We start from the raw sequence: 20,246 nt of genomic DNA, 5'->3' as shown, positions 1-20,246 counted from the left end.
GATATGAAACGCAAACGAATCATTGCCGTCCTCTTGATTTTAATTATCATTGGAATCGGGGGGGCGGTATACGTCACAAAAGCAAATCAACACGCAGCACTTGAACAAGGACTACGTTCGGAAAAGCCAGAACGACTTGCTACAGCGTTAAAGGATGCCTCTTTATCGACAAAGGAGAAAAATCGTTACATTCGTCGATTCCAAGAAACACTCGCCTTTGACAAGGCGAAGCTTCTCCTTGACGAACAGACCGTCCAAAATAAAGCGAACTGGTTTTATGCAGCGCAATTCACACCGCGTAGTACGGTAGCTGAATGGTTGGCACAAGGTGCAAAAATCAGTCAACTGAATGCGCAAGGTCAGTCGGTCCTTCATGTCGCGACAAGTGTGAATCGATCGATTGATGTCTATACGCTTCTCGTGAAAAAAGCTTCAAAAAAAGAAATCAATCGGATCGATGACTTCGGACATACACCACTCTTTTATGCCACACTGGATCAAAACGATGCGGCGATTAAACTGTTATTGCAAGCAGGAGCTGATCCGAATCGTGGGAAAGAGCAACCAGTCTATGAAACGGTTAAACAAAATCGAAAAGATTTGTATGTGATGTTACAACAGAATGGTGCAACGGTAGAAAAGAACAAGGTGAAAAAGCTTGTTAAACAATACCGAGCAACGAAATTTTAATCAAAAAAAGAGTCGTTCGTCGCTGACGAATGACTCTTTTTCATGCTCCTTATGGTTGAATACGTTTTGGTGTTTCAACATACAATTGGACGGCTCGGTTGAGTGGAAGTAGTGCCGTAGGGTTTTTCAATACTGTCGCATCATACGCCATGCGTAAACGGGAAGCTTCGAAGTCCGGTGATTTGTTGGCGACCATCAGTTTTTCGAGCTCCGTCACGTTTGCAGGGAACGCATTTTCAGGTAAACTCAGTTTCCCACGGTAAGCATTGACTTCGAGTTCTCCTTTCGTGAAGATTCCTCCACGTACATTCATCGTCGAACCAACAGAATAAATCGTATTTTTTTGATCGTCGTCACTATATAGAAACGCATTTAAATCAGGTGTAGTCGTCTGAGGCGTCGAAAATTTATTGACGCGGTTAATGACAAGATTTCCTTTACTAAGTAAAATCAATGTATTTTGTTTCGCAGTTGAAGTCAGCCCTTGAATGTTTGCGTCATCTAGACGACTCGTTCCAGTCGCATAAATCGTCGTTGCAAATCCAACATTTCCTCGAATCAGTAAGTTGCCAAGAACAACGAGAGGACGCTTGATCTCAAGCGGCTGGGTCAAAGGGTTCAAAGAAGAAATCGTTAAATTTCCGTTAATGATTAAAGGTTCGAGTGTTTCTTGAACAAGATCATCTGTCAATGTCACAGTATTGCCTGTGTTTAATGCTGGACTGATCATTTGTCGCTTCGTATCAAGTTCTGTTAAAAATGGTCCCGTTAATATAGATTGTGGAATTGAAGAATTTTTTAATGCAGAAGCCACTTGCGTAAAAGGCGTATTCACTGGTAATTTCAAAAAATCGTTCAACGCATAGTCGAAATCGAACGGAACTAATGTTTCTTTCGTTGATACTAGCTCCGTTGCACCTTTCGGATCAAAAATCGTTTTATCACACACGAGGTAATCCCCACACTTCAATAATGGCTGAGTCTTCTCTTGGAAAACGCGTACCTGACCTGCGATGTAGGGAAGTGCTTTAGTATTAGTGAAGGTACCATCCTCATTATTGTATTTGAATATCGGGGTCGCAGTTGCTTGCAGGGCGTTGCGGGAAAAAATATTACCTTCGATCAAGGGAGCACCATTTAAGATGACTTGATCATCTGAGCCTAACGTATAGTACAAAAAACTAGGAATGGCAGATAAATAGACACGTTGTCGATACGTTTTTTTTATTGTCGGCTGGTCGCCTTTTTGTTTTGAAACTGTCGCTGTTAAATCAAACGCTTTGACCCGGACGTTTGATGCGGTTTCATTCAGCTTGACGGTCACGTTCGGAACAATTGATTTTAAGGGTAAAACGATAGAATTATCGAGATTCTCAAACAATGCTTGAGAAGAAGTCGTTGGTGAAGTCCCGGTCGTCTTAGAGACGATGTTTTGCAGGGAGGCGACTGCTAAATCAAGATCATTTTGTGTCGTCGTCTCGACATCGATATCTGTCTCACGGATTTCAGTTAAGCGATTCGACTGTAAGCTGATACCGATCGTCGCAACAGCGAGAACGGACAGGACTGTTAAAGTCACAAGAACGAAAAGTAATGTATAGCCTTCTTCGGATTTACGCATACCGTGTTCCTTTCTGAGTTAAAATCCAATCGTACTCGTGAAGGTCTGAACTTCCTCATGATCTGTCGATTGAATTGTAGTTGTAATCGTTAAAATACCGTGAATGACGTAGCGACCCGGATACGTTCCTGATGTAATGGTTTGATACTCCGGACTCGATAACTTGAAAGTCTGTAGTAATTCAGTTTGGTCGTCGATTGACTGTGTCGCTGATTCATACGTTAGTTCGGTACTGTCCAATGTTTGTTCTGCAAATGTATAACGGACTGGTCTCGCTTTCTCTTCTGAAGAAGATGATTCTTCTGTTGCGTCAAAAGGTTCGAATCCACTGGCGCGTTCAAGTAATCCAGTATCGGCGTTCAAGACAGGAAGTGATCTTTTATAAAACGATAATTGTTTTGCTTCATCGACCCGAATTGCATCAAATCCACTGATTTCATTTAAGATGATACCGACTCGACTATCAGCTTCACTGCGTAGTTCACTGATGATCCCAGTTGCCCGAAAGCTTTTCGTACCCGAAATGAATACGGTCAAAATGACCGCACTAAAGATCGAGGCAATGACGATCGCAACAAGCAATTCGACAAGTGAGAATCCATCATTTTGTTGTCGGAAAACTTTGATTGAGCGTCGCATTCGTAATCGATCCTTTCAATGACGTAATCGGTTCAGATGTACCTTCTATATAGACGAATACATGTAGGTCAAGAAGATTTGGATTAACGACTCCTTCTATCTTCCGAGGTGTCACACTGTATTTGACGTCAAAGGCAATATTATTGATTTCAGGATTAGTAAAGATTGATGTACATATAGCCGATAGTCCACAAGAAGGAGACGTGGGCTCGGGAATGACATAGTTTCCATTTAGATAAGTGGCTTTGTCTGCTTGTGTAGATAGAGAACTAAAAGCGAATGGTTCGTCACGTGTCGCTTCTAAAGCTTCTCGCTTGATATAAGATGTTGCATTTTTTGCCAGATAATTCGCGAACGTCAACTCTGTACTGTCACGCGAAGCAACCAGGGACTGAGAAAAAATACTGATAAGAGATACCGATATGATAGATAAAATCGTAATACTGACTAGTACTTCGATTAGCGAAAAACCGCCTTGCTCGCGATGCATGGATTCACCTCTACTTCATGATAGATGAGGATGAAAGATCCTCAATGATTTTTCTAGAAAATCAAAAACAGCACCTATTCACAGATCATGAAAGGATTTGTCAGGATAGGACTTATGTTTCATCATAATATTCATTATAATGGAAATACTAGGCACCTGAAATGATTAAATTCATACAGAAAGGAAACAGATGATGATTAATCCGAAGCGTTTTGTTATACATACACTCTTATTACTTGTACTTGTAGCCCTGATTTACGTACCATCGTTTGCCTTGATTTCCTTTACCGGTAAAGCAACGGCACCCACGACATTTTCTGAGACAGCACGTATTGGATCGGTTCCAGTCAGTGGCATGGATCGAAAGGAAGCACAATCGAAAGTCGAGAAAGCGATTACGGAGTGGACGAAGAAAACGCCGCTGTCAACTGGAACGGGAGAAGAGACGACACCGATTCCAACAGAAGTCGTGAAAATCAACGCTGATGACTCTGTTAAAAAAGCTTCTTTGAAAAAAGGCGGAGACTTGATGGTTGCGATAGACGAAGCGGCTCTTGAGAACTTTCTGGCGTCACAGCCGATTAGTTACTCGGATGAGCAACGCCTTGCTTTTAAGACATGGTTAATTGATACGAGTAAAACGTTACAGGAAGGGAACTTTGATCCTGCTCAATCGGAAGCTGCAGTCGATCCGGCAGGTGAGGTCGTATCGACAGTATCATTCTCGACGCGGTCTGCCGCTGAAGAACAGATGATCACGGCAATGATGAATGTGGAGATCAAGCCGGGACAATTGATGAATGTCAAGACGTACGGCATGGATGCAGTCGCAGGATCGTATGTCGGTAGCAAACTATACGAACTGTTCGCAAAGACTCCATTTGAAATCGTCGAACGGATGCCACATACGTCATTACCAGACGGCATCACACTAGGATATGATGTCAAAATTGATGAGAAAACAGATTTTGCCGTTCGTAATACACAAGCATCGATCTATCGTATCATTGCGACACAAAACGGAAGTGATGTCACACTTGAATTGCAAGGCACGCCGTTCAAAGAAACGGTTACGACCGTCCTTGAAGGCGAAAAATCGATTCCGTTCCGGACGATTACACGTTATTCTGCAACGCTTACGGCAGGAACGACAAGTGATACTCAAGCGGGAGAGGACGGAAAGTCAATCGAAGTCTATCGCGTGACGAAGACGACTCAAGGTGAGAAAAAGCAGTTATTATCCCTTGATTTCTATGCAGCAATCCCAGCAATCATCACAAAGAGTAGTCAAGAAGAACAAGCACCTGTCGTCGTACCTGAACCGGAAGACGACACGAACTCTGATGATTCGAGGGATACGAATGATTCCAATGATTCAACGAATACAGATGAGACAGACGATCAAACGACGGATGAACCGCAGACGGACGGAGTTGAGACACCGGATACACCAACGTCTCCGACAAGTCCGACGACACCCGACACACCGGATAGTAATGAAACGGGTGACCCTGCTTCACCAGTAGAAGGTGAAACAACAGGGGAACCTGTCGGATAAGAAGGAGGAGAAGAGATGAACTGGACGACGATAGCAATTGAACTCGGTATCATTATCGGTCTAGCGACGATCATCTGTGGACTGATGTTTGCGGTGACGATTCCTTATGTGACGACGGTGACGACGAAAGCGATTTTATCTGTTGCGGCGATTTTGATCGTGACGTTGATCTATTTCAGTATTCAACTCGACTGGATCACGAACCCACTCGTTCTCACGGGGATTGTCGTCTTATGTCTGTTGACGGCAGTCGTGACAAGTGTAGTTGATGAAAAACATCAAAAACCGGATGTGTTAGAGGAAGAAGAAACATGGCACGCGGAAGGATGACTCGTTAAATGGCAATGAAACGAAAACGTTTAGGGGAAATGTTGATCGAAGAAAGCCTTGTGACGGAACAGCAAGTCGAAGAGGCGTTGACGGTCAAACGATCGACCGAAAAACTCGGCGATGCACTGCTTCGACTCGGGCACTTGACGGAACAACAACTATTAGAAGCACTGCACCATCAATTGAAGATTCCGATCATCCAGCTATACAACTATCCAGTTGACGTAGCTGTCACGAAACTAATTTCAAAAGACTTGGCACAGCGGCACACGCTCGTTCCGGTTTATCGGGAAGGAAACCGTTTATTTATTGCCATGGCAGACCCAATGGATTTAATCGCGATCGATGATTTACGTATGCAGACCGGTTTATCGATTGATGTCGGAATCGCGACACGTGACGAAATCAGACGAACGATCCTGAAGTATTATGACATTGATTCGTCGTTACGGGAGCTACTAGAATCCGATGACATGATGGAGTCGGATCAATCTCGTGATGTCGTAACGCGTGAAGATGCACCCATCATCCGGCTCGTCAATCAAATTCTAGAGAACGCGATTGCCCAGCGTGCATCGGACATTCATATGGATCCGCAGGAAACTTCGATGACGATCCGAATCCGGATTGATGGAGAGTTGCGGACGGAGAACAATTATCCGAAACAGATCCAAAGCATTCTGACGACCCGGATCAAAGTCATGAGTGAACTTGATATCACCGAGTCACGCTTACCACAGGATGGACGGATTAAATATGTCTTTAACGGGTTACCGTATGATTTCCGTGTCTCGACCTTGCCGACTGTTTACGGTGAGAAGGTCGTTATCCGGATTCTTGACAGCTCCAACTCGAACATCTCGATTTCAAAAATCGGTTTTAGTTCACGAAACGAGTCACAGTTCCGGGAGATGCTGAAGCGCCCGAACGGGATTATCTTGATCACCGGTCCGACTGGGTCCGGGAAATCGTCGACATTGTATGCCGCGTTAAATGAGTTGAATGACGAGTCACGCAACATCATCACTGTTGAAGATCCGGTCGAGTATCAAGTCGATGGAATCAACCAAGTTCAAGTCAACGCGAAGATTGGGTTGACGTTTGCGAGTGGTCTTCGCTCGATTCTTCGTCAGGATCCGAACGTCGTCATGGTCGGGGAAATTCGAGATATCGAGACGGCTGAGATTTCGATTCGCGCCTCGCTGACAGGACACTTGGTTCTTTCGACCTTGCACACGAACTCTGCCGTTAGCTCGATCACGCGATTGATTGACATGGGAGTCGAACCGTTCCTTGTTGCCGCTTCAATCAGTGGATTGATTGCACAACGACTCGTTCGCCGTGTCTGTCGCGATTGTGGCGAAGTTCATCCGATTTCAACACGAGAGCAAGAGTTATTTGATCAAGAAGGAATCGAAGCGACGACGGTCATGCGTGGACGTGGTTGCTCGTCTTGTAACATGACGGGGTACCGCGGACGGGTTGCGATTCAAGAAGTCATCATGATTGATGAAGTGTTACGCCGAATGATCATGAATCAATCGACGGAAAGTGACATCACAGCGTACGTTAAGGAGCAAGGACAACGATTCCTACTTGCAGATGGTCTATCAAAAGTCGCGGACGGGATCACGACGACAGAAGAGATTTTACGGACGGTGATTTCAGAATGAACAGTACGATGGAACGGGCACAAATCGAAGATATTTTACGCTCCTCAAAAGAACGAGGAGCGTCAGATGTTCACTTGACGGCGGGATCACCGCCCGTCTTTCGGATCAACGGGACGTTGACACCTTTTGGGACGGAGAAGATGAAACCAATCATCATTGATGGATTTGTGCAGTCATTGATCACGGAAGAGATGTATCAACAGCTGAAACAGGACCGGGATATCGATTTTTCGTTCGGTGTGACCGGTGTCGCTCGGTACCGGGTCAACTGCTTTTATCAACGGGGTGCTTTGTCAATGGCGTTTCGGACGATTCCGACTGAGGTACCAACGCTTGAGCAATTAGCGTTGCCTCCTGTTTTAAAACGATTCTTAACAAAACCACACGGCTTGATTCTCGTCACGGGTCCGACTGGTTCTGGAAAATCGACAACGCTTGCAGCGATGATCAATGAAATCAATCAGACGATGTATAAACGAATCATTACGCTCGAAGATCCGATTGAATACTTACATAGTCATCATAAAAGCCTAATCGATCAGCGAGAAATCGGGATCGATGCGCCACGCTTTGCAACCGGCTTACGTTCAGCGCTCCGTCAAGATCCAGATGTCATTTTGCTTGGGGAAATGCGGGACCTTGAGACGATTGCGACCGCCGTGACGGCAGCGGAGACGGGTCACCTCGTCTTTGCGACAGTTCATACATCGACGGCTGCCTCAACGGTTAGCCGAATCATTGATGTTTTCCCGTCAGAGCAACAAGATCAGATTCGAGCTCAACTGGCGAACGTCCTTGCGGGTGTCATCTCGCAGCGCTTGATGCCGCGTTCGGATGGAACAGGTCGCGTCGCAGCCCTCGAAATCATGGTCGATACACCAGCTGTCTCGAACTTGATTCGGACCGGTAAGGAATATCAGATTCAATCCGTCCTGCAGACGGGTAAACAATACGGCATGCAGACGATGCAGATGGCATTGCAGGATCTCGTCAGTCGGGGATTGATTCCGGCTTCTGCTGCATCACCGTACATATCGGGGTGAACACATGGCAGTATTCATTTATGAAGGTCGGACGATGGCCGGCAAACGAAAGAAAGGCAAGATTACAGCACTAACGAAACGAGAAGCCGCAGAACGATTACGAACGGATCAGATTGCTGTGACTTCGCTTCAAAAGCAAGAGTCGAAAGGATTAAACACCGAGATTACGTTTCTCAGTGCAAAACCGAAAATTGAACATCTCGTCATGTATGCCCGTCAGTTCGCGACACTTGTGCGGTCCGGTGTCTCAATCGTCAAGGCGACGGAAATTCTGCGGAAGCAGACGGAGTCGAAACCACTCGAACGGGCGCTCGTTGAGGTCGAAGATGACTTACGGAGTGGGATTCAGTTTTCGCAAGCGATTGAAAAACACCCACGGGTCTTTGATACATTCTTCGTCAGCATGGCGATGGCGGGAGAAGCGAGTGGGAATCTCGAGGAAGCACTTGATAACATCGTCACCCAACTTGAAAAACAATATGAAATCAAACGGAAAGTCATCTCGGCATTGATCTACCCAGCGGTCGTTTCACTCGTTGCCGTGGGGGTAGTCGTCTTCTTGATGATGAACGTCGTACCAACGTTTGCATCGATCTTTGATCAGCTTGGTAGTGAGTTGCCTTTGATCACGAAGCTCGTCGTCGCCGTATCGGATTTCTTCGTCGCGTACTGGTGGGTCATGTTGTTAATTGCTTTTGGATTAATTGGATTACTGTACTTTAATTTAAAAAACGAACGCCAACGACTATTTTTCGATCGCTTTTTATTAATTATTCCCGTTTTTGGTCCCCTGATCCAAAAGTCGCAGATTGCCTTGATGACCCGGGGGCTGTCCGTCCTGCTTAATGCTTCCGTCCCAATTTTAGCCTCACTCGACATCACGGAGCGAATCGTCACGAATCGGATCATCCGGAAAGGGATTGCGGGCGCCAACGAAGCGATGGCACGTGGCATTCCAATGCACGAACCACTTGAGAAAAACAAATATTTTCCACCTCTCGTCACGCAGATGATTGCGATCGGGGAAGAGTCAGGACGTCTTGATACGATGCTGACGGAAGTCGCGAACTTCTATGAGACAGAAGTCGAGACGACGACAGACCGTTTAAAGTCAATTATTGAGCCACTCTTGATCGTTGTCTTAGCAGCAATAGTTGGTGTCATCGTCATTGCCGTCGTCGTACCGATGTTTAAAATTTACTCGGATATACAAGCGAGTTGACAATTGTAAAAACATTTACCTGATGTGAAAAAAAGACATATTCTACAAAAAATATGGTGCTACTATAATAGTATTCATCTGGATAGTATTACCTACTAACCAAGAACAGTGAAAAAGTACTAGGAGGCATAAAGAAAATGGTAGAACGTTTAAAAGAAATCTGGTTAGATGCAAAACAAATGCGCGATGAGCGTGGATTGACGTTGATCGAGTTACTCGTCGTCGTCGTTATCTTAGGAATCATTGCAGCAATCGCTGTCGTCGCAATCGGTGGATTGATTGAGAACTCACGTAAGGATGCCGTTGTTTCGGATGCGAAGCAATTAGTTGCAGCAGCAAAACTTTATACATCTTCAAATCCTGTCCAACCAGGTGAAACAGTGAAAGTTGGAGTTAATGACAATAACAACGCTATCGAGGCTAATGATGTTTCTAAAGGTACTGCAGCAGCACCGCGTACTGACACTTTGAAAAAATATATTGATGATATGAAGGATGCATTAAACTCAGATGAAGATTACAAAAATTCATATGTAGTCGTCACTGAGAAAAATGGTTCTTACACATATGCAGTTACGTTAACTAGTAAATCAACAGATTATACTTATTTCAATGCTTCAGCTCCTTCAGCATTGAAGCGCGGTGGAGTACAAGAAAAGAAATAATTACCACCCCCTCCTCGGGGGTTTTTTTCTGAACTTTTTTGAAAGGGAGGTCGTGTCATGACGATCGTCTTCACGGTTTATTTTTTCTTGTTAGGCTTACTTATCACGTCGTTTACGAACGTTGTCGGTCTGCGCGTCCCGGTCGGGGAGTCGGTCGTTCATCCGCGCTCCCATTGTCCAACGTGTGGCCATGTCTTAGGACCGCTCGAACTGACGCCAGTGCTCGGCTATGCTCTGCTCGGTGGGAAGTGTCGTTCTTGCGGACAATCGATTTCAATCAAGTACCCAGCTCTTGAATTACTCGGAGGGATTCTTTACGCCTATGCCTTTTGGCAGTTCGGCTGGTCGATGGAACTGGCGTTGACGCTCGTCCTGACGAGCTTGCTGTTTATCCTGACAATGTCGGACTTAGCCTACATGCTGATTCCGAATAAAATTTTACTTATCTTTTTGCCAATTGCCTTGATTGTGCGCTACCTTTCTCCACTCGAAAACTGGTATAATCCAATTATTGGTGGAATCGTCGGGTTCGTTCTATTATTCGTCATCTTTCTTGCTTCCCGGCGTGGTATGGGGGCAGGGGATGTCAAGTTGTTCGGACTACTCGGAATCTTCCTTGGACCGCTTCACGTCGTCATTGCCTTGTTCGTCTCGGCATTCGTTGGTTCCGTCCTTGGCTTAACATTACTTGGACTCGGACGCGTGAAACGGAAACAACCCATTCCCTTCGTTCCGTCAATTGCCGTCGGAACATTACTGACATATTATTTTGCGGATGATTGGGTATCGTGGTACCTCGATTTACTGCTTTAAGAAAGGAAGAACGTACATATGGCGCAACGGCGTAAAGGGACTTATATCTACTTTAATTTCACCGATGTTGCAATTTTCGGTGCAGTCGTCAAAAAAGGCGTCATCAAGCGCCGGGCAGTCGTCGCGCTGCCACCAGGAACACTGCAAGGGGGCTGGTTGCAGCCGGAAGCCTCGCTTGATTTCATCTTTGACGGGTTACTGACGAAACTAAAAGTACCGCGTGGTTCGCAAGCGGTGCTCGCGCTCGATGGTTCACTCGTTCTCGCCCGGAAACTTGATATTCCGGAGACGATCGAGACGAATCAAATCCGTGGCTATTTGTTTATGGAGATCGGACATAGTATCGTCTTACCGTTTGAAGAACCATATTTTGATTACACGGTTCTTGAAGAAGACGGCAAGCGGGAAATCATGCTCTATGCCGCTCCAAACGAAGCGCTAAAGCAATACACGCAACTGTTCAAACAAAAGCATTTGCGACTGGTCGCAGCTGAACCTCAACCGCTTGCGACCTACTTCGGGATTGAATCTCATCACCCAGTCGCGACGGAAGCTGATACGTTATTGATCTGGAATGCGAATGCGACGAATCACCAGCTGATCATTATCGAAGATCACGTGCCACGTCTGATTCGCTCGGTCGACACGTTTGCGGCTGATGCGTGGGATGTTGATGTCATCGATGATCAATTGCATTATCGTTACCGCTCGGATGATCCGACGGTCGAACTCGTCTTAGATGAGATGTTGCTCGAGTTCTCGCGTGTACTCGATTTCTATCGTTTTTCGCTCGCGCGCGAAGGACGAGAGATCACGAATGTCGTCCTTGCGGGGGACTTCCCGTTCCGTGATGAACTGGCAACACGTTTCCGGTCGAACTTTGATTTGAGTCTCGATGAAATTCCAGATATGATGACGATCGACGGACAGTCAATTCCACGAGCGTACTTACCGCTCGCTGGTCTTGCTTCACCGCGAAAAGACCGCATCAACTTATTACCGGAAAACGACGAAGCACCGAAATATCCGCTTGTCGCTTCACTCATTCTGTTGTTGTTCGGCGGACTCGCTGGTGGTTATCTCTACTGGCAAACCGATCAATTCGCGGATCGCGTCGAATCGACGAACGATCAAATCCGGATCGTCCGTCAGTTGCAGTCGGAATCGGATCAATCGGCAAAGCAGGAAGTCGCGCAACTCAAACAGACAGTCGAAGGACTCGAGACGACGCCACGTCCTGCCGTACCGACGCTTGAACGGATTACCCGTTATCTCCCGGAACGCGGTTATATTCTTCAATTCGCGTATGGTGCGGATCATGCCGTGACGATGACGACCCAATTCGAGACGCTTGATGAACTAAACGATTTTTATCGTGAATTGTTGACGGATAAAGTCTTTTCAGGAACGAACCTTGCGAGTGTGACGACACGGACGATGAATGAAAAGGCGGATGTCGTCACGACGACGACGGTTGATCCGACGACCGGGCAAGAAATTCCGACGACGGAAATCACACCGTCGGATGATGCGAAATCTGAAGAACCCCGTTATATCGGACAATTTTCATTGAACGTTAACCCGACGGAAGTCGTCAAAGGCGAAACGAACGAAGCTGATCCGGCAGTACCAAAAGAAGATCAGCCGTCTGAATCGGAAACGGATAGCTCGACGGAAGCGACTCCTTCAACCGATCCGACGACGGAGACGACTGATCCGAATGTAACGACTGAAATCGAGGAGGTGCCGGACAATTGAAACGTTATAGTAGCTTCATCCTCCTCGGTCTAACGATCTTGATCGTTCTCGGTGCGGTCGGTTACTTCGGTTATACGACGTATACGACACACCAAACGTTGCAAGAAAAAGAAGCGACGTTGAAACGGGAACAGATGGTGCTCGAGCAAGCGAAAGCGAACGAACAGAAAGTCGACGTCGCTGAGTCGAGCTTCCTGCAACAAAAAGTCCCGGTGACGGCAGCGAACGATGACGTCATCGATGCGATTAACGCGTCGAGTCAGATTGCCGGTGTCAAAGTCCAGTCGATCACGTTTGGTCAGGCGACCACAACGCCACAGTCACCGGTGACATCAACGCCTGCCGTTGACGGAGCAATGGCGACGGAGTCTGATCAAGATCAAGCGACAACAGCTGCGGCGACAGGAACAACCACAGCGAATGCGACGCCACTTCCGGCGTCATTGACGGTTGAAGCCCCGTCGTATCTTGAATTGATGGCATTCTTAAAACAAATCGAGCGGACGGATCGAATCACGGTCTTACGCCAAATTCAGTTATCGGGACCGGAAGAACCGGGTCCGAGTAGCGGAACGCTTTTGCTTGAGGATGAGATGCTTTCATTCACAGTCGAGATCGAATCGTATTATCGTCCGGACCTGACGAAGTTGACGCCGGATAAACAAACGCCACTCGAGGAGAAGACGCCGAAGTCGGATCCATTTGTCGATGTGACAGGAAATTAAAAGAAAACAAGCGGTTCCTATGCTGTTAGGGACCGCTTGTTTTTTGTTAGACTATTCGATGACTCGAATTATCCGATTCGAAATTAATGGGAAAGAACGTGATACTGATGATAACGCAACCACACTTGATTCTCGCCTCGGCTTCACCGCGCCGGACGGAACTCTTGCAACAAATCGGAATCGTTCACGCAGTCGTACCAGCGAATGTCGTCGAAGAAGCGCCGTACCCGATGTCCCCGCATGAATATGTCCGTCATCTATCGCAAAAGAAAGCGCGAGCGATTACAGCGGACGGTGTCATTCTGGCAGCTGATACAGTCGTTGCAATTGACGATATGATTCTCGAGAAGCCGGCAGATAGGGGAGAGGCACGGGCAATGCTTGCCCGTCTATCGGGACGCGCACATGAAGTCGTGACAGGAGTAACGATTCGCTTTGGTGAGAAGGAAGAGACATTCGACGTGACGACACACGTTCGTTTTGGTGCATTGCCAAACGAATGGATCGAAGGCTATATCGCGACGACCGAGCCCTACGATAAAGCGGGTGGGTACGGTATTCAAGCGATGGGTGGCCTGTTCGTCGAAGCGATCGAGGGCGATTACTATAATGTTGTCGGATTGCCGATCCACGAAATCACGAAACGTCTCGCGTCCTTTGCGATCAAGCCGATGTTTGCGTAATCCTGAAACAGAGAGGTCGGATGCTGTGATTGAATGGCCGAAGGATATGGTTCAGTTGAAAGGCTTAGCACAAGCGACGACAGTCGAGTTACTGGCATGTCTTGTCCGAAGCGGAACGCGCGACCGGACACCGCTTGAAATCGCGGAAGAATTACTGCACATCTATCCTTCACTGATCGAACTCGAGGCAGCTGGAGTCGGTGGACTCGAGAAAGCACCAGGTGTCGGGAAGGCAAAGGCGTTGCAAATCATGGCGGGACTGGAACTCGGTCGCCGTCTCGTCACGGAACCGAAGTGGGTTCGACCGACGATCCGTTCACCGGAAGACGCGGCGGAGCTGTTGTTAGAAGAAATGCGTCTCTATCAACAGGAACATTTCATCTGCCTGTATTTGAATACGAAAAATGAGGTTGTCTCGAAAAAGACGTTATTCATTGGAGGATTGAACACGTCAATCGTCCACCCGCGAGACGTCTTCCGGGAAGCGATTCGCTGCTCGGCTGCGAACTTCATTGCCGTCCATAATCATCCGTCCGGTGATCCGACGCCAAGTCGGGAAGATATCGAGGTATCCGAGCGACTTGTTGAGGCAGGACGACTCATTGGAATCAGTTGTCTTGACCACATCATCATCGGGCATGGACAATTTATTAGTATGAAACAGCGCGGATTTATGTAAGAATAACGTCTGAAGGGAAAGTTTCGTTTCTTTCCGTCAGACGTTTTTTTGTGTGTTTTCTAAGGCGAACTGTAAACAAGCTGTAACGTTTTAACGCTTTCCAATGAAGGCTTTTCCGTTATAATTAGTGAAGTGTATTCTCAGAGAGGGGTTTTTTGAATAATGTTTGGATCATTCAGCCGTGAAATCGGCATTGACTTAGGTACGGCTAACACGCTCGTGTATGTAAAGGGGCAAGGAATCGTCGTCCGTGAACCGTCCGTCGTTGCTTTCCGTACGGATACAGGGAAAATTGAGGCGGTTGGTAATGCAGCAAAAAACATGATCGGTCGTACGCCGGGTAACGTGACTGCACGACGCCCGATGAAAGACGGGGTTATCGCGGATTATGAAACAACCGCTACGATGATCAAATATTTCATGGATCAAGCTTCAAAGAAAAAAGGCTTGTTCTCTTCTAAGACGAACGTCATGATCTGTGTACCAAGCGGTATTACATCGGTCGAAAAACGTGCGGTTGAAGATGCAGCGAAACTTGCGGGTGCGCGTGAAGCATATACAATCGAAGAGCCATTCGCAGCAGCAATCGGTGCAGGTCTTCCGGTTTCAGAACCAACAGGCTCGATGGTCGTCGATATCGGTGGTGGTACGACAGAAGTTGCTGTCATCTCACTCGGTGGTATCGTCACAAGCCAATCGATCCGTGTCGGTGGTGATGAGATGGATGAGTCTATCATTCGTTACATCAAATCGAAATACAACTTGATGATTGGGGAACGGACAGCTGAGACGTTGAAAATGACGATCGGTTATGCTCGCATCGATGAAGAATCAGAGAACGAAACGATGGAAATCCGTGGACGCGACCTCGTCACAGGTCTTCCGAAACAGATCGAAGTCACAAGTGCTGAAATTTGTGACGCACTTTCAGATACGGTCGAAGCGATTCTTGCAGGTGTTAAGCACACGCTTGAGCAGACACCTCCTGAATTATCAGCAGACGTCATGGACCGCGGTATCGTCTTGACAGGTGGTGGGGCGCTCTTGAAGAACCTTGATGCTGTCATCGAAGACGAAACACGTATTTTGACACTCGTTGCGGAAAACGCACTTGATTGTGTCGCAATCGGTACAGGAAAATCACTCGAGATGATGAATGTCCTTCGTTCGAAATCAGGCATCTCGCAAAAAAGATAAGGACGGGATGAGCGATGAAGCGATTTTTAAATAATCGAAAACTGCTCATCACACTCCTTAGTTTTCTCCTTTTGGTGATCTTGATCGGGATTTCGCTACAAGGGCGTAACCAATCCCACTGGTATCAAAGCTTCGTGCGCGATACCGTGGGCGTCGGTCAACGCCTTTTCGCGACACCGATTGGCTGGATTGATGATACGGTCACTTCGATTAAAGAAGTGCGTGACGTGTACAAAGAAAATGAACACTTGAAATCACGATTGAACGACTATGCCGGCAATGCCGTTAAAGTCCGTGATCTTGAGCGTGAGAATAAAGAATTAAAAGACATGCTCGACCTCAAAGGTTCGATTCGCGACTATAAACTGTTACCGGCAGAGATGATCGGGCGGACATCGTCCGAATGGCAACGGTTCGTCACGATTAACATCGGCGAACAAAAAGGTGTCAAACCGAACATGGCCGTCGTAACAGCAGATGGATTGATCGGTCGCGTCATCCAGGCGAGCGCCTATACGTCCCTTGTGCAGTTGATGTCTGATACGAGTCGGACGAATAACGTCTCGGCAACGGCAGACGACACGAAAGGAAAAGGAGTCTTTGGAACGATCGAAGGCTTCGATGAAGAGACGAAACTACTCAAGTTCACGAAAATTCCGAACGACGCGAAGTTGAAAAAAGGGCAGACCGTCACGACGTCCGGTCTTGGCGGAAAGTATCCGAGCGGGATCGTCATCGGAAAAATCGAAGAAGTGAAATCCGATCAGTATGGGGCTTCGAAAATCGCATACGTCAAACCGGCAGCAGACTTCGAACAGTTCGGTCATGTCTTCGTGATTGAACGCGAAGCGAAGGAACCTTTCGCTGAGACCGATAAGGGAGGGGACACTCGTGAATAACGTTAAGTTGTTTTTCGCCGTGTTCCTTCTTTTTATCTTAGAAGGAACGTTGTTCGCGGGACCGCTTGGAGATGGTTCGCCGTATGTCATTCATACGACCTTGATCGGTCTGATGTTCCTCGGTCGGTACGGGAAGCTTGAACAAGCACTCGGATTCGGACTCGTTTTCGGATTGCTCTATGATTTCGTGTACTCGGATATTATCGGGATTTACTTATTTGCGTTATCCGCCATTCCGCTTTTTAGTAGCTTCGTGCTAAAATATGTAAAGGAGAACGTATTGACGATTCTCGTCACGTTCACGTTCAGTGCCATTTTGTATGAACTCGATATATATTTCTTCACGGCTTCGGTCGTTGGTGTCGGGGTTTCCTTCCAAGAACTCGCGACACAGATCATTCCAAGGAGTTTGGTTGCCCAGTTGATCGGGATCATCATCCTGTATTATCCGATGACCCGACTCGTGCAGTCGACCCTTGACGAGAAAAGAGGATGAGTCATGATTGAGCGTAAACGTTATGTAACGATGAAAGGCCATCGTGGTGGCCTCGCCGTCTATGTGAATGAAAGGTGCAGTGTGGATGAATTTCTTGACGATTTAGAGTTGACGCTTGCGGACAAATCCGTCGAGAACGGACGCGCCGTACCCATCACCTTCTTCTTCGGTCGACGTTATGTCGATGAAGGGGTGTTGACGGCCGTCGAATCTATCGTCGCGCGACATGATTCCTTTTCTTTCAAAGGCTATGACAGTGAGTGCATCACGAAAGACGAGGCAAAAGCCTTATACGGAGAGCGGACGTTTCATTATTTTGGTGGAACGGCACGCAGTGGGCACGTATTAGACGTTGAAGGTTCGATCGTCATCATCGGAGATATTAATCCGGGAGCGGTCGTCCATGCGACAGGAAGTATCTATTGTCTCGGAGCTTTGCGTGGTACCGTTCATGCAGGTAAAGGTGGTAATAGGGAAGCAGTCATCGCTGCAAGTGTGTTGCAACCGAAATGGGTCGCGGTCGCTGGAACCGTCCATGAGGAGCCGGATGACGCACCGATTCCTGCTCTCGATATGGGCTGTGCATTTTTAGGCGAAGACGGGGTGGAATTCTCCCGCCTTCAAACCGTTCCGCTTGCGCGGATGGATCAGTTTGCGATTGATAGTGAAAGAGGGTGACGGATATGGAACAAGTGAAAGAACAGGTACATATGGAGGCGAAGACGAATATGGGACGCGCCATCGTCGTCACATCCGGTAAAGGCGGCGTCGGTAAGACAACGACGACGGCGAACATCGGAACAGCACTTGCATTGATGGGGCATTCGGTTTGTCTCGTCGATACAGATATCGGGTTACGCAATCTGGATATCGTGCTTGGTCTCGATAACCGGAGTATCTATAACATCGTTGACGTCGTAACGGGACAATGTAAATTGCACCAAGCGCTCGTCCGCGATAAGCGTTTTGAAGAGATGTATCTGTTGCCTGCTGCTCAATCAAAGGATAAGTCCTCCGTCACACCCGAACAGGTGAAGGCAATCATCGATACGCTGAAACTTGAATACGATTTTGTATTGATTGACTGCCCGGCAGGAATCGAACAAGGATTCATGAATGCGATCGCTGGAGCGGATGAAGCTGTCGTCGTAACGACACCGGAAAAAGCAGCCGTCCAAGATGCGGACCGGATCATTGGGATGCTCGAACGCTCAGAACGAAACATCGTTCCAAAACTCGTCATCAATCGGGTGCGTTCGCACATGATGGCATCAGGTGATATGCTCGATATCGATGAGATCATGCGTATTCTTTCAATCGATCTGCTTGGTCTGATCATCGATGATGAAGAAGTCATCGCCGCTTCGCACCGCGGTGTGCCTGTGACGATGAATCCGGATAACCGGGCTGGACTCGGCTACCGGAACATCGCCCGCCGGATTCTCGGAGAATCCGTGCCACTGCTTGATTTAAATGAACAACCGCAAAAAGGGTTCTTCGTCAAATTGAAGAAGATGCTTGGGATGAAATAAGAATGGGAAATTAGACTAGGACGACATCGTCGCGCCTAGTCTAATTTTTTTGGAGGGATCAGTATGCGATGGATTAGTGAACAGACCGCTTCACTCGAACGATTGGCGTTGGTCGAAGGCGGTCGATTGATTGAATATCACGAACGGATGCGTGACGAGATCCGGGTCGGAACGTTCGTTTATGCCAAGGTCGACCGGTTGCATCCGACGCTCGGAGCAGCCTTTTTGATCGCGACTGACGGTACGCCGCTTTACTTACCGCTTAATGAAACGGTGGAAGCACTTCGTCGCTATCCGGACGTGCCAACGATCGGACAAGCCGTCCAGGTCGGGCAGACATTGCTCGTTCAGGTCGTCAAGGAAGGGGTCGCACCGAAGCAACACAAGGTGACGCAGAACATCACTTATGGTGGACGTTATCTTGTCTATTTCCCGTACGGTCGCCGCGTCCGTTTCAGTCGGAAGTTGGATCTCGTCGTCCAGCGTCAACTGGCGGAGCAATTGACGACGACGGAAGAAGAAGGGATTCTTTACCGGACGGAGGCAGCGAAAGCATCAATCGACGAATTGAAACAAGAGTTACAGTCATTACGGATACGGCATAAAGAACTTTTGCAGGCGCCGCGTCTTGAGCAAGACGAGGCATTGATCGTCCAGGAAGCGAAGCGACTTCCGCATGTCACCGATGCGCTCGTCATGACGCGTCAGGAAAAAGAACGACTCGAATTACTCGGTCTGTCCGTTGAACGATCGCTACGAAAAGGGCGCTTACCTGAGATGGAAGCCATTGATGGGGCAATCGAAAAAGCGATGCAACGGGTCGTTTGGCTCGACGGAGGAGCGTATCTCTTGATTGAAGAAGTCGAGACGATGACTGTCATCGACGTCAACAGCGGGAAGATGATTTCCGTCAAGGAACAAAAGCGGACGTTTGACCAGATCAACGAAGCGGCTGCCGTCGAAGTCATGCGGCAATTACGGTTACGTAATATCAGCGGGATGATTGCAATCGATTTTTTACGTGGCTCAAGTAAAGGTCAGACACGGGTGACCCAACTTCTCAAAGAACGAGCCGCACTCGAGACGAAACAAATCGAAGTGTATGGATTTACGAAGATGGGCTTATGCGAACTGACGCGACAACGACACGGAAAATCATTGCAGGAACGATCGCAGGAATCCGGTCAATGGACACGATTAAGCGTCTATCGGTTGATTGAACCGAAATTGCTTGAGATTGCGACCTATGCGGAAGCGGTCGTGATTCGCGCGCCGCGTCACTTGTTACAAGACGAATTCATCTCTCGCCAACCACTCGAGGTGCACGTGTTAGAAGGCGATCCAGCCGTCCTATTCACTGGGTCGTCACAGGACTGTCTCGATTTCATCAAGCGATCGGAATAATCCTTCAGAACAGCATTGACAAGGTGGAAGAACGTTTGGTATTCTGAATAACGTTAGTTCGTTTGGAAGCACCCAAATGACTACAACCGCACAGACCGGGTTTTAAAGCATCTGCTGCCCGTGATGGCG

Annotated in this window: 21 protein-coding genes and 1 other annotated feature (1 of these 22 cut by a window edge); of the genes, 18 read left to right on the top strand and 3 right to left on the bottom strand. The window is 47.5% G+C overall.

Going from position 1 to position 20,246, the window contains the following annotated elements; genetic code table 11:
- The first annotated feature begins 3 nt into the window (after positions 1 to 3).
- The gene (locus ASG02_RS08445; protein ID WP_056062574.1) at positions 4 to 690 is read left to right on the top strand and encodes an ankyrin repeat domain-containing protein; all 687 of its coding nucleotides are present in this window, start codon (positions 4 to 6) and stop codon (positions 688 to 690) included.
- A 49-nt stretch (positions 691 to 739) separates the two neighbouring features.
- Here ASG02_RS08445 and ASG02_RS08440 read toward each other — a convergent pair whose 3' ends face one another.
- Genes ASG02_RS08440 through ASG02_RS08430 form a run of 3 tightly spaced genes read right to left on the bottom strand, consistent with a single transcriptional unit; the run spans position 740 to position 3,440 of the window.
- Positions 740 to 2,311 (bottom strand): hypothetical protein, encoded by a 1,572-nt coding sequence (locus tag ASG02_RS08440; protein ID WP_056062571.1) that lies wholly within the window; start codon positions 2,309 to 2,311, stop codon positions 740 to 742.
- An 18-nt stretch (positions 2,312 to 2,329) separates the two neighbouring features.
- Complete coding sequence (locus ASG02_RS08435) at positions 2,330 to 2,950, bottom strand: PilW family protein (protein WP_056062568.1); 621 nt, start codon at positions 2,948 to 2,950, stop codon at positions 2,330 to 2,332.
- Positions 2,913 to 3,440: a prepilin-type N-terminal cleavage/methylation domain-containing protein gene (locus ASG02_RS08430; RefSeq protein WP_056062565.1), complete on the bottom strand. Its 528-nt coding sequence runs from the start codon at positions 3,438 to 3,440 to the stop codon at positions 2,913 to 2,915. The genes ASG02_RS08435 and ASG02_RS08430 overlap by 38 nt, the downstream gene beginning before the upstream one ends.
- Before the next feature lie 190 nt (positions 3,441 to 3,630).
- Between ASG02_RS08430 and ASG02_RS08425 the strand changes: the two genes are divergently transcribed.
- The 17 genes from ASG02_RS08425 (at position 3,631) to ASG02_RS08345 (ending at position 20,117) form a co-directional block, all read left to right on the top strand.
- Entirely contained in the window at positions 3,631 to 4,998 is a 1,368-nt protein-coding gene (locus tag ASG02_RS08425) for a G5 domain-containing protein (protein ID WP_056062562.1), read from the top strand.
- Positions 4,999 to 5,013: 15 nt separating this feature from the next.
- Positions 5,014 to 5,328, top strand: a complete 315-nt coding sequence (locus ASG02_RS08420; RefSeq protein WP_035406455.1) for a hypothetical protein — start codon at positions 5,014 to 5,016, stop codon at positions 5,326 to 5,328.
- A gap of 8 nt (positions 5,329 to 5,336) precedes the next feature.
- Positions 5,337 to 7,001 carry a GspE/PulE family protein gene (locus ASG02_RS08415; protein WP_056062559.1) on the top strand — a complete coding sequence of 555 codons (1,665 nt, stop codon included), beginning with the start codon at positions 5,337 to 5,339 and terminating at the stop codon, positions 6,999 to 7,001.
- Positions 6,998 to 8,044: a type IV pilus twitching motility protein PilT gene (locus ASG02_RS08410; protein ID WP_035406460.1), complete on the top strand. Its 1,047-nt coding sequence runs from the start codon at positions 6,998 to 7,000 to the stop codon at positions 8,042 to 8,044. The genes ASG02_RS08415 and ASG02_RS08410 overlap by 4 nt, the downstream gene beginning before the upstream one ends.
- A gap of 4 nt (positions 8,045 to 8,048) precedes the next feature.
- Positions 8,049 to 9,266 (top strand): type II secretion system F family protein, encoded by a 1,218-nt coding sequence (locus ASG02_RS08405; protein WP_035406463.1) that lies wholly within the window; start codon positions 8,049 to 8,051, stop codon positions 9,264 to 9,266.
- 137 nt (positions 9,267 to 9,403) lie between these two features.
- A complete protein-coding gene (locus ASG02_RS08400) occupies positions 9,404 to 9,931 on the top strand; it encodes a type II secretion system protein (RefSeq protein ID WP_056062556.1) in 528 nt (175 codons plus the stop codon).
- A 57-nt stretch (positions 9,932 to 9,988) separates the two neighbouring features.
- Positions 9,989 to 10,744 (top strand): A24 family peptidase, encoded by a 756-nt coding sequence (locus ASG02_RS08395; protein ID WP_056062553.1) that lies wholly within the window; start codon positions 9,989 to 9,991, stop codon positions 10,742 to 10,744.
- An 18-nt stretch (positions 10,745 to 10,762) separates the two neighbouring features.
- Complete coding sequence (locus ASG02_RS08390; protein ID WP_056062549.1) at positions 10,763 to 12,502, top strand: hypothetical protein; 1,740 nt, start codon at positions 10,763 to 10,765, stop codon at positions 12,500 to 12,502.
- Positions 12,499 to 13,227 (top strand): hypothetical protein, encoded by a 729-nt coding sequence (locus tag ASG02_RS08385; RefSeq protein ID WP_056062546.1) that lies wholly within the window; start codon positions 12,499 to 12,501, stop codon positions 13,225 to 13,227. The genes ASG02_RS08390 and ASG02_RS08385 overlap by 4 nt, the downstream gene beginning before the upstream one ends.
- 107 nt (positions 13,228 to 13,334) lie before the next feature.
- Entirely contained in the window at positions 13,335 to 13,910 is a 576-nt protein-coding gene (locus ASG02_RS08380) for a nucleoside triphosphate pyrophosphatase (RefSeq protein ID WP_056062542.1), read from the top strand.
- A gap of 46 nt (positions 13,911 to 13,956) precedes the next feature.
- Complete coding sequence (gene radC / locus ASG02_RS08375; RefSeq protein WP_050677672.1) at positions 13,957 to 14,589, top strand: DNA repair protein RadC; 633 nt, start codon at positions 13,957 to 13,959, stop codon at positions 14,587 to 14,589.
- A 162-nt stretch (positions 14,590 to 14,751) separates the two neighbouring features.
- Positions 14,752 to 15,786: a rod shape-determining protein gene (locus ASG02_RS08370; protein WP_029342258.1), complete on the top strand. Its 1,035-nt coding sequence runs from the start codon at positions 14,752 to 14,754 to the stop codon at positions 15,784 to 15,786.
- Positions 15,787 to 15,800: 14 nt separating this feature from the next.
- Positions 15,801 to 16,685 carry a rod shape-determining protein MreC gene (mreC, locus tag ASG02_RS08365; protein WP_056062539.1) on the top strand — a complete coding sequence of 295 codons (885 nt, stop codon included), beginning with the start codon at positions 15,801 to 15,803 and terminating at the stop codon, positions 16,683 to 16,685.
- Entirely contained in the window at positions 16,678 to 17,181 is a 504-nt protein-coding gene (gene mreD / locus ASG02_RS08360; RefSeq protein WP_035406481.1) for a rod shape-determining protein MreD, read from the top strand. The genes mreC and mreD overlap by 8 nt, the downstream gene beginning before the upstream one ends.
- A 3-nt stretch (positions 17,182 to 17,184) precedes the next feature.
- Entirely contained in the window at positions 17,185 to 17,859 is a 675-nt protein-coding gene (locus tag ASG02_RS08355) for a septum site-determining protein MinC (RefSeq protein WP_056062536.1), read from the top strand.
- A 50-nt stretch (positions 17,860 to 17,909) separates the two neighbouring features.
- Positions 17,910 to 18,713 (top strand): septum site-determining protein MinD, encoded by an 804-nt coding sequence (gene minD / locus ASG02_RS08350; RefSeq protein ID WP_029342255.1) that lies wholly within the window; start codon positions 17,910 to 17,912, stop codon positions 18,711 to 18,713.
- 63 nt (positions 18,714 to 18,776) lie between these two features.
- Positions 18,777 to 20,117 carry a ribonuclease E/G gene (locus ASG02_RS08345; RefSeq protein WP_056062534.1) on the top strand — a complete coding sequence of 447 codons (1,341 nt, stop codon included), beginning with the start codon at positions 18,777 to 18,779 and terminating at the stop codon, positions 20,115 to 20,117.
- A gap of 74 nt (positions 20,118 to 20,191) precedes the next feature.
- Positions 20,192 to 20,246: a sequence feature (ribosomal protein L21 leader region), on the top strand; it runs 15 nt beyond the window's last position.

Source organism: Exiguobacterium sp. Leaf196 (genome assembly GCF_001423965.1).
Lineage (GTDB): Bacteria > Bacillota > Bacilli > Exiguobacteriales > Exiguobacteriaceae > Exiguobacterium_A.
Note: the sequence above shows the minus strand (reverse complement) of the source record. Positions and strands in the feature narration are given on the sequence as shown.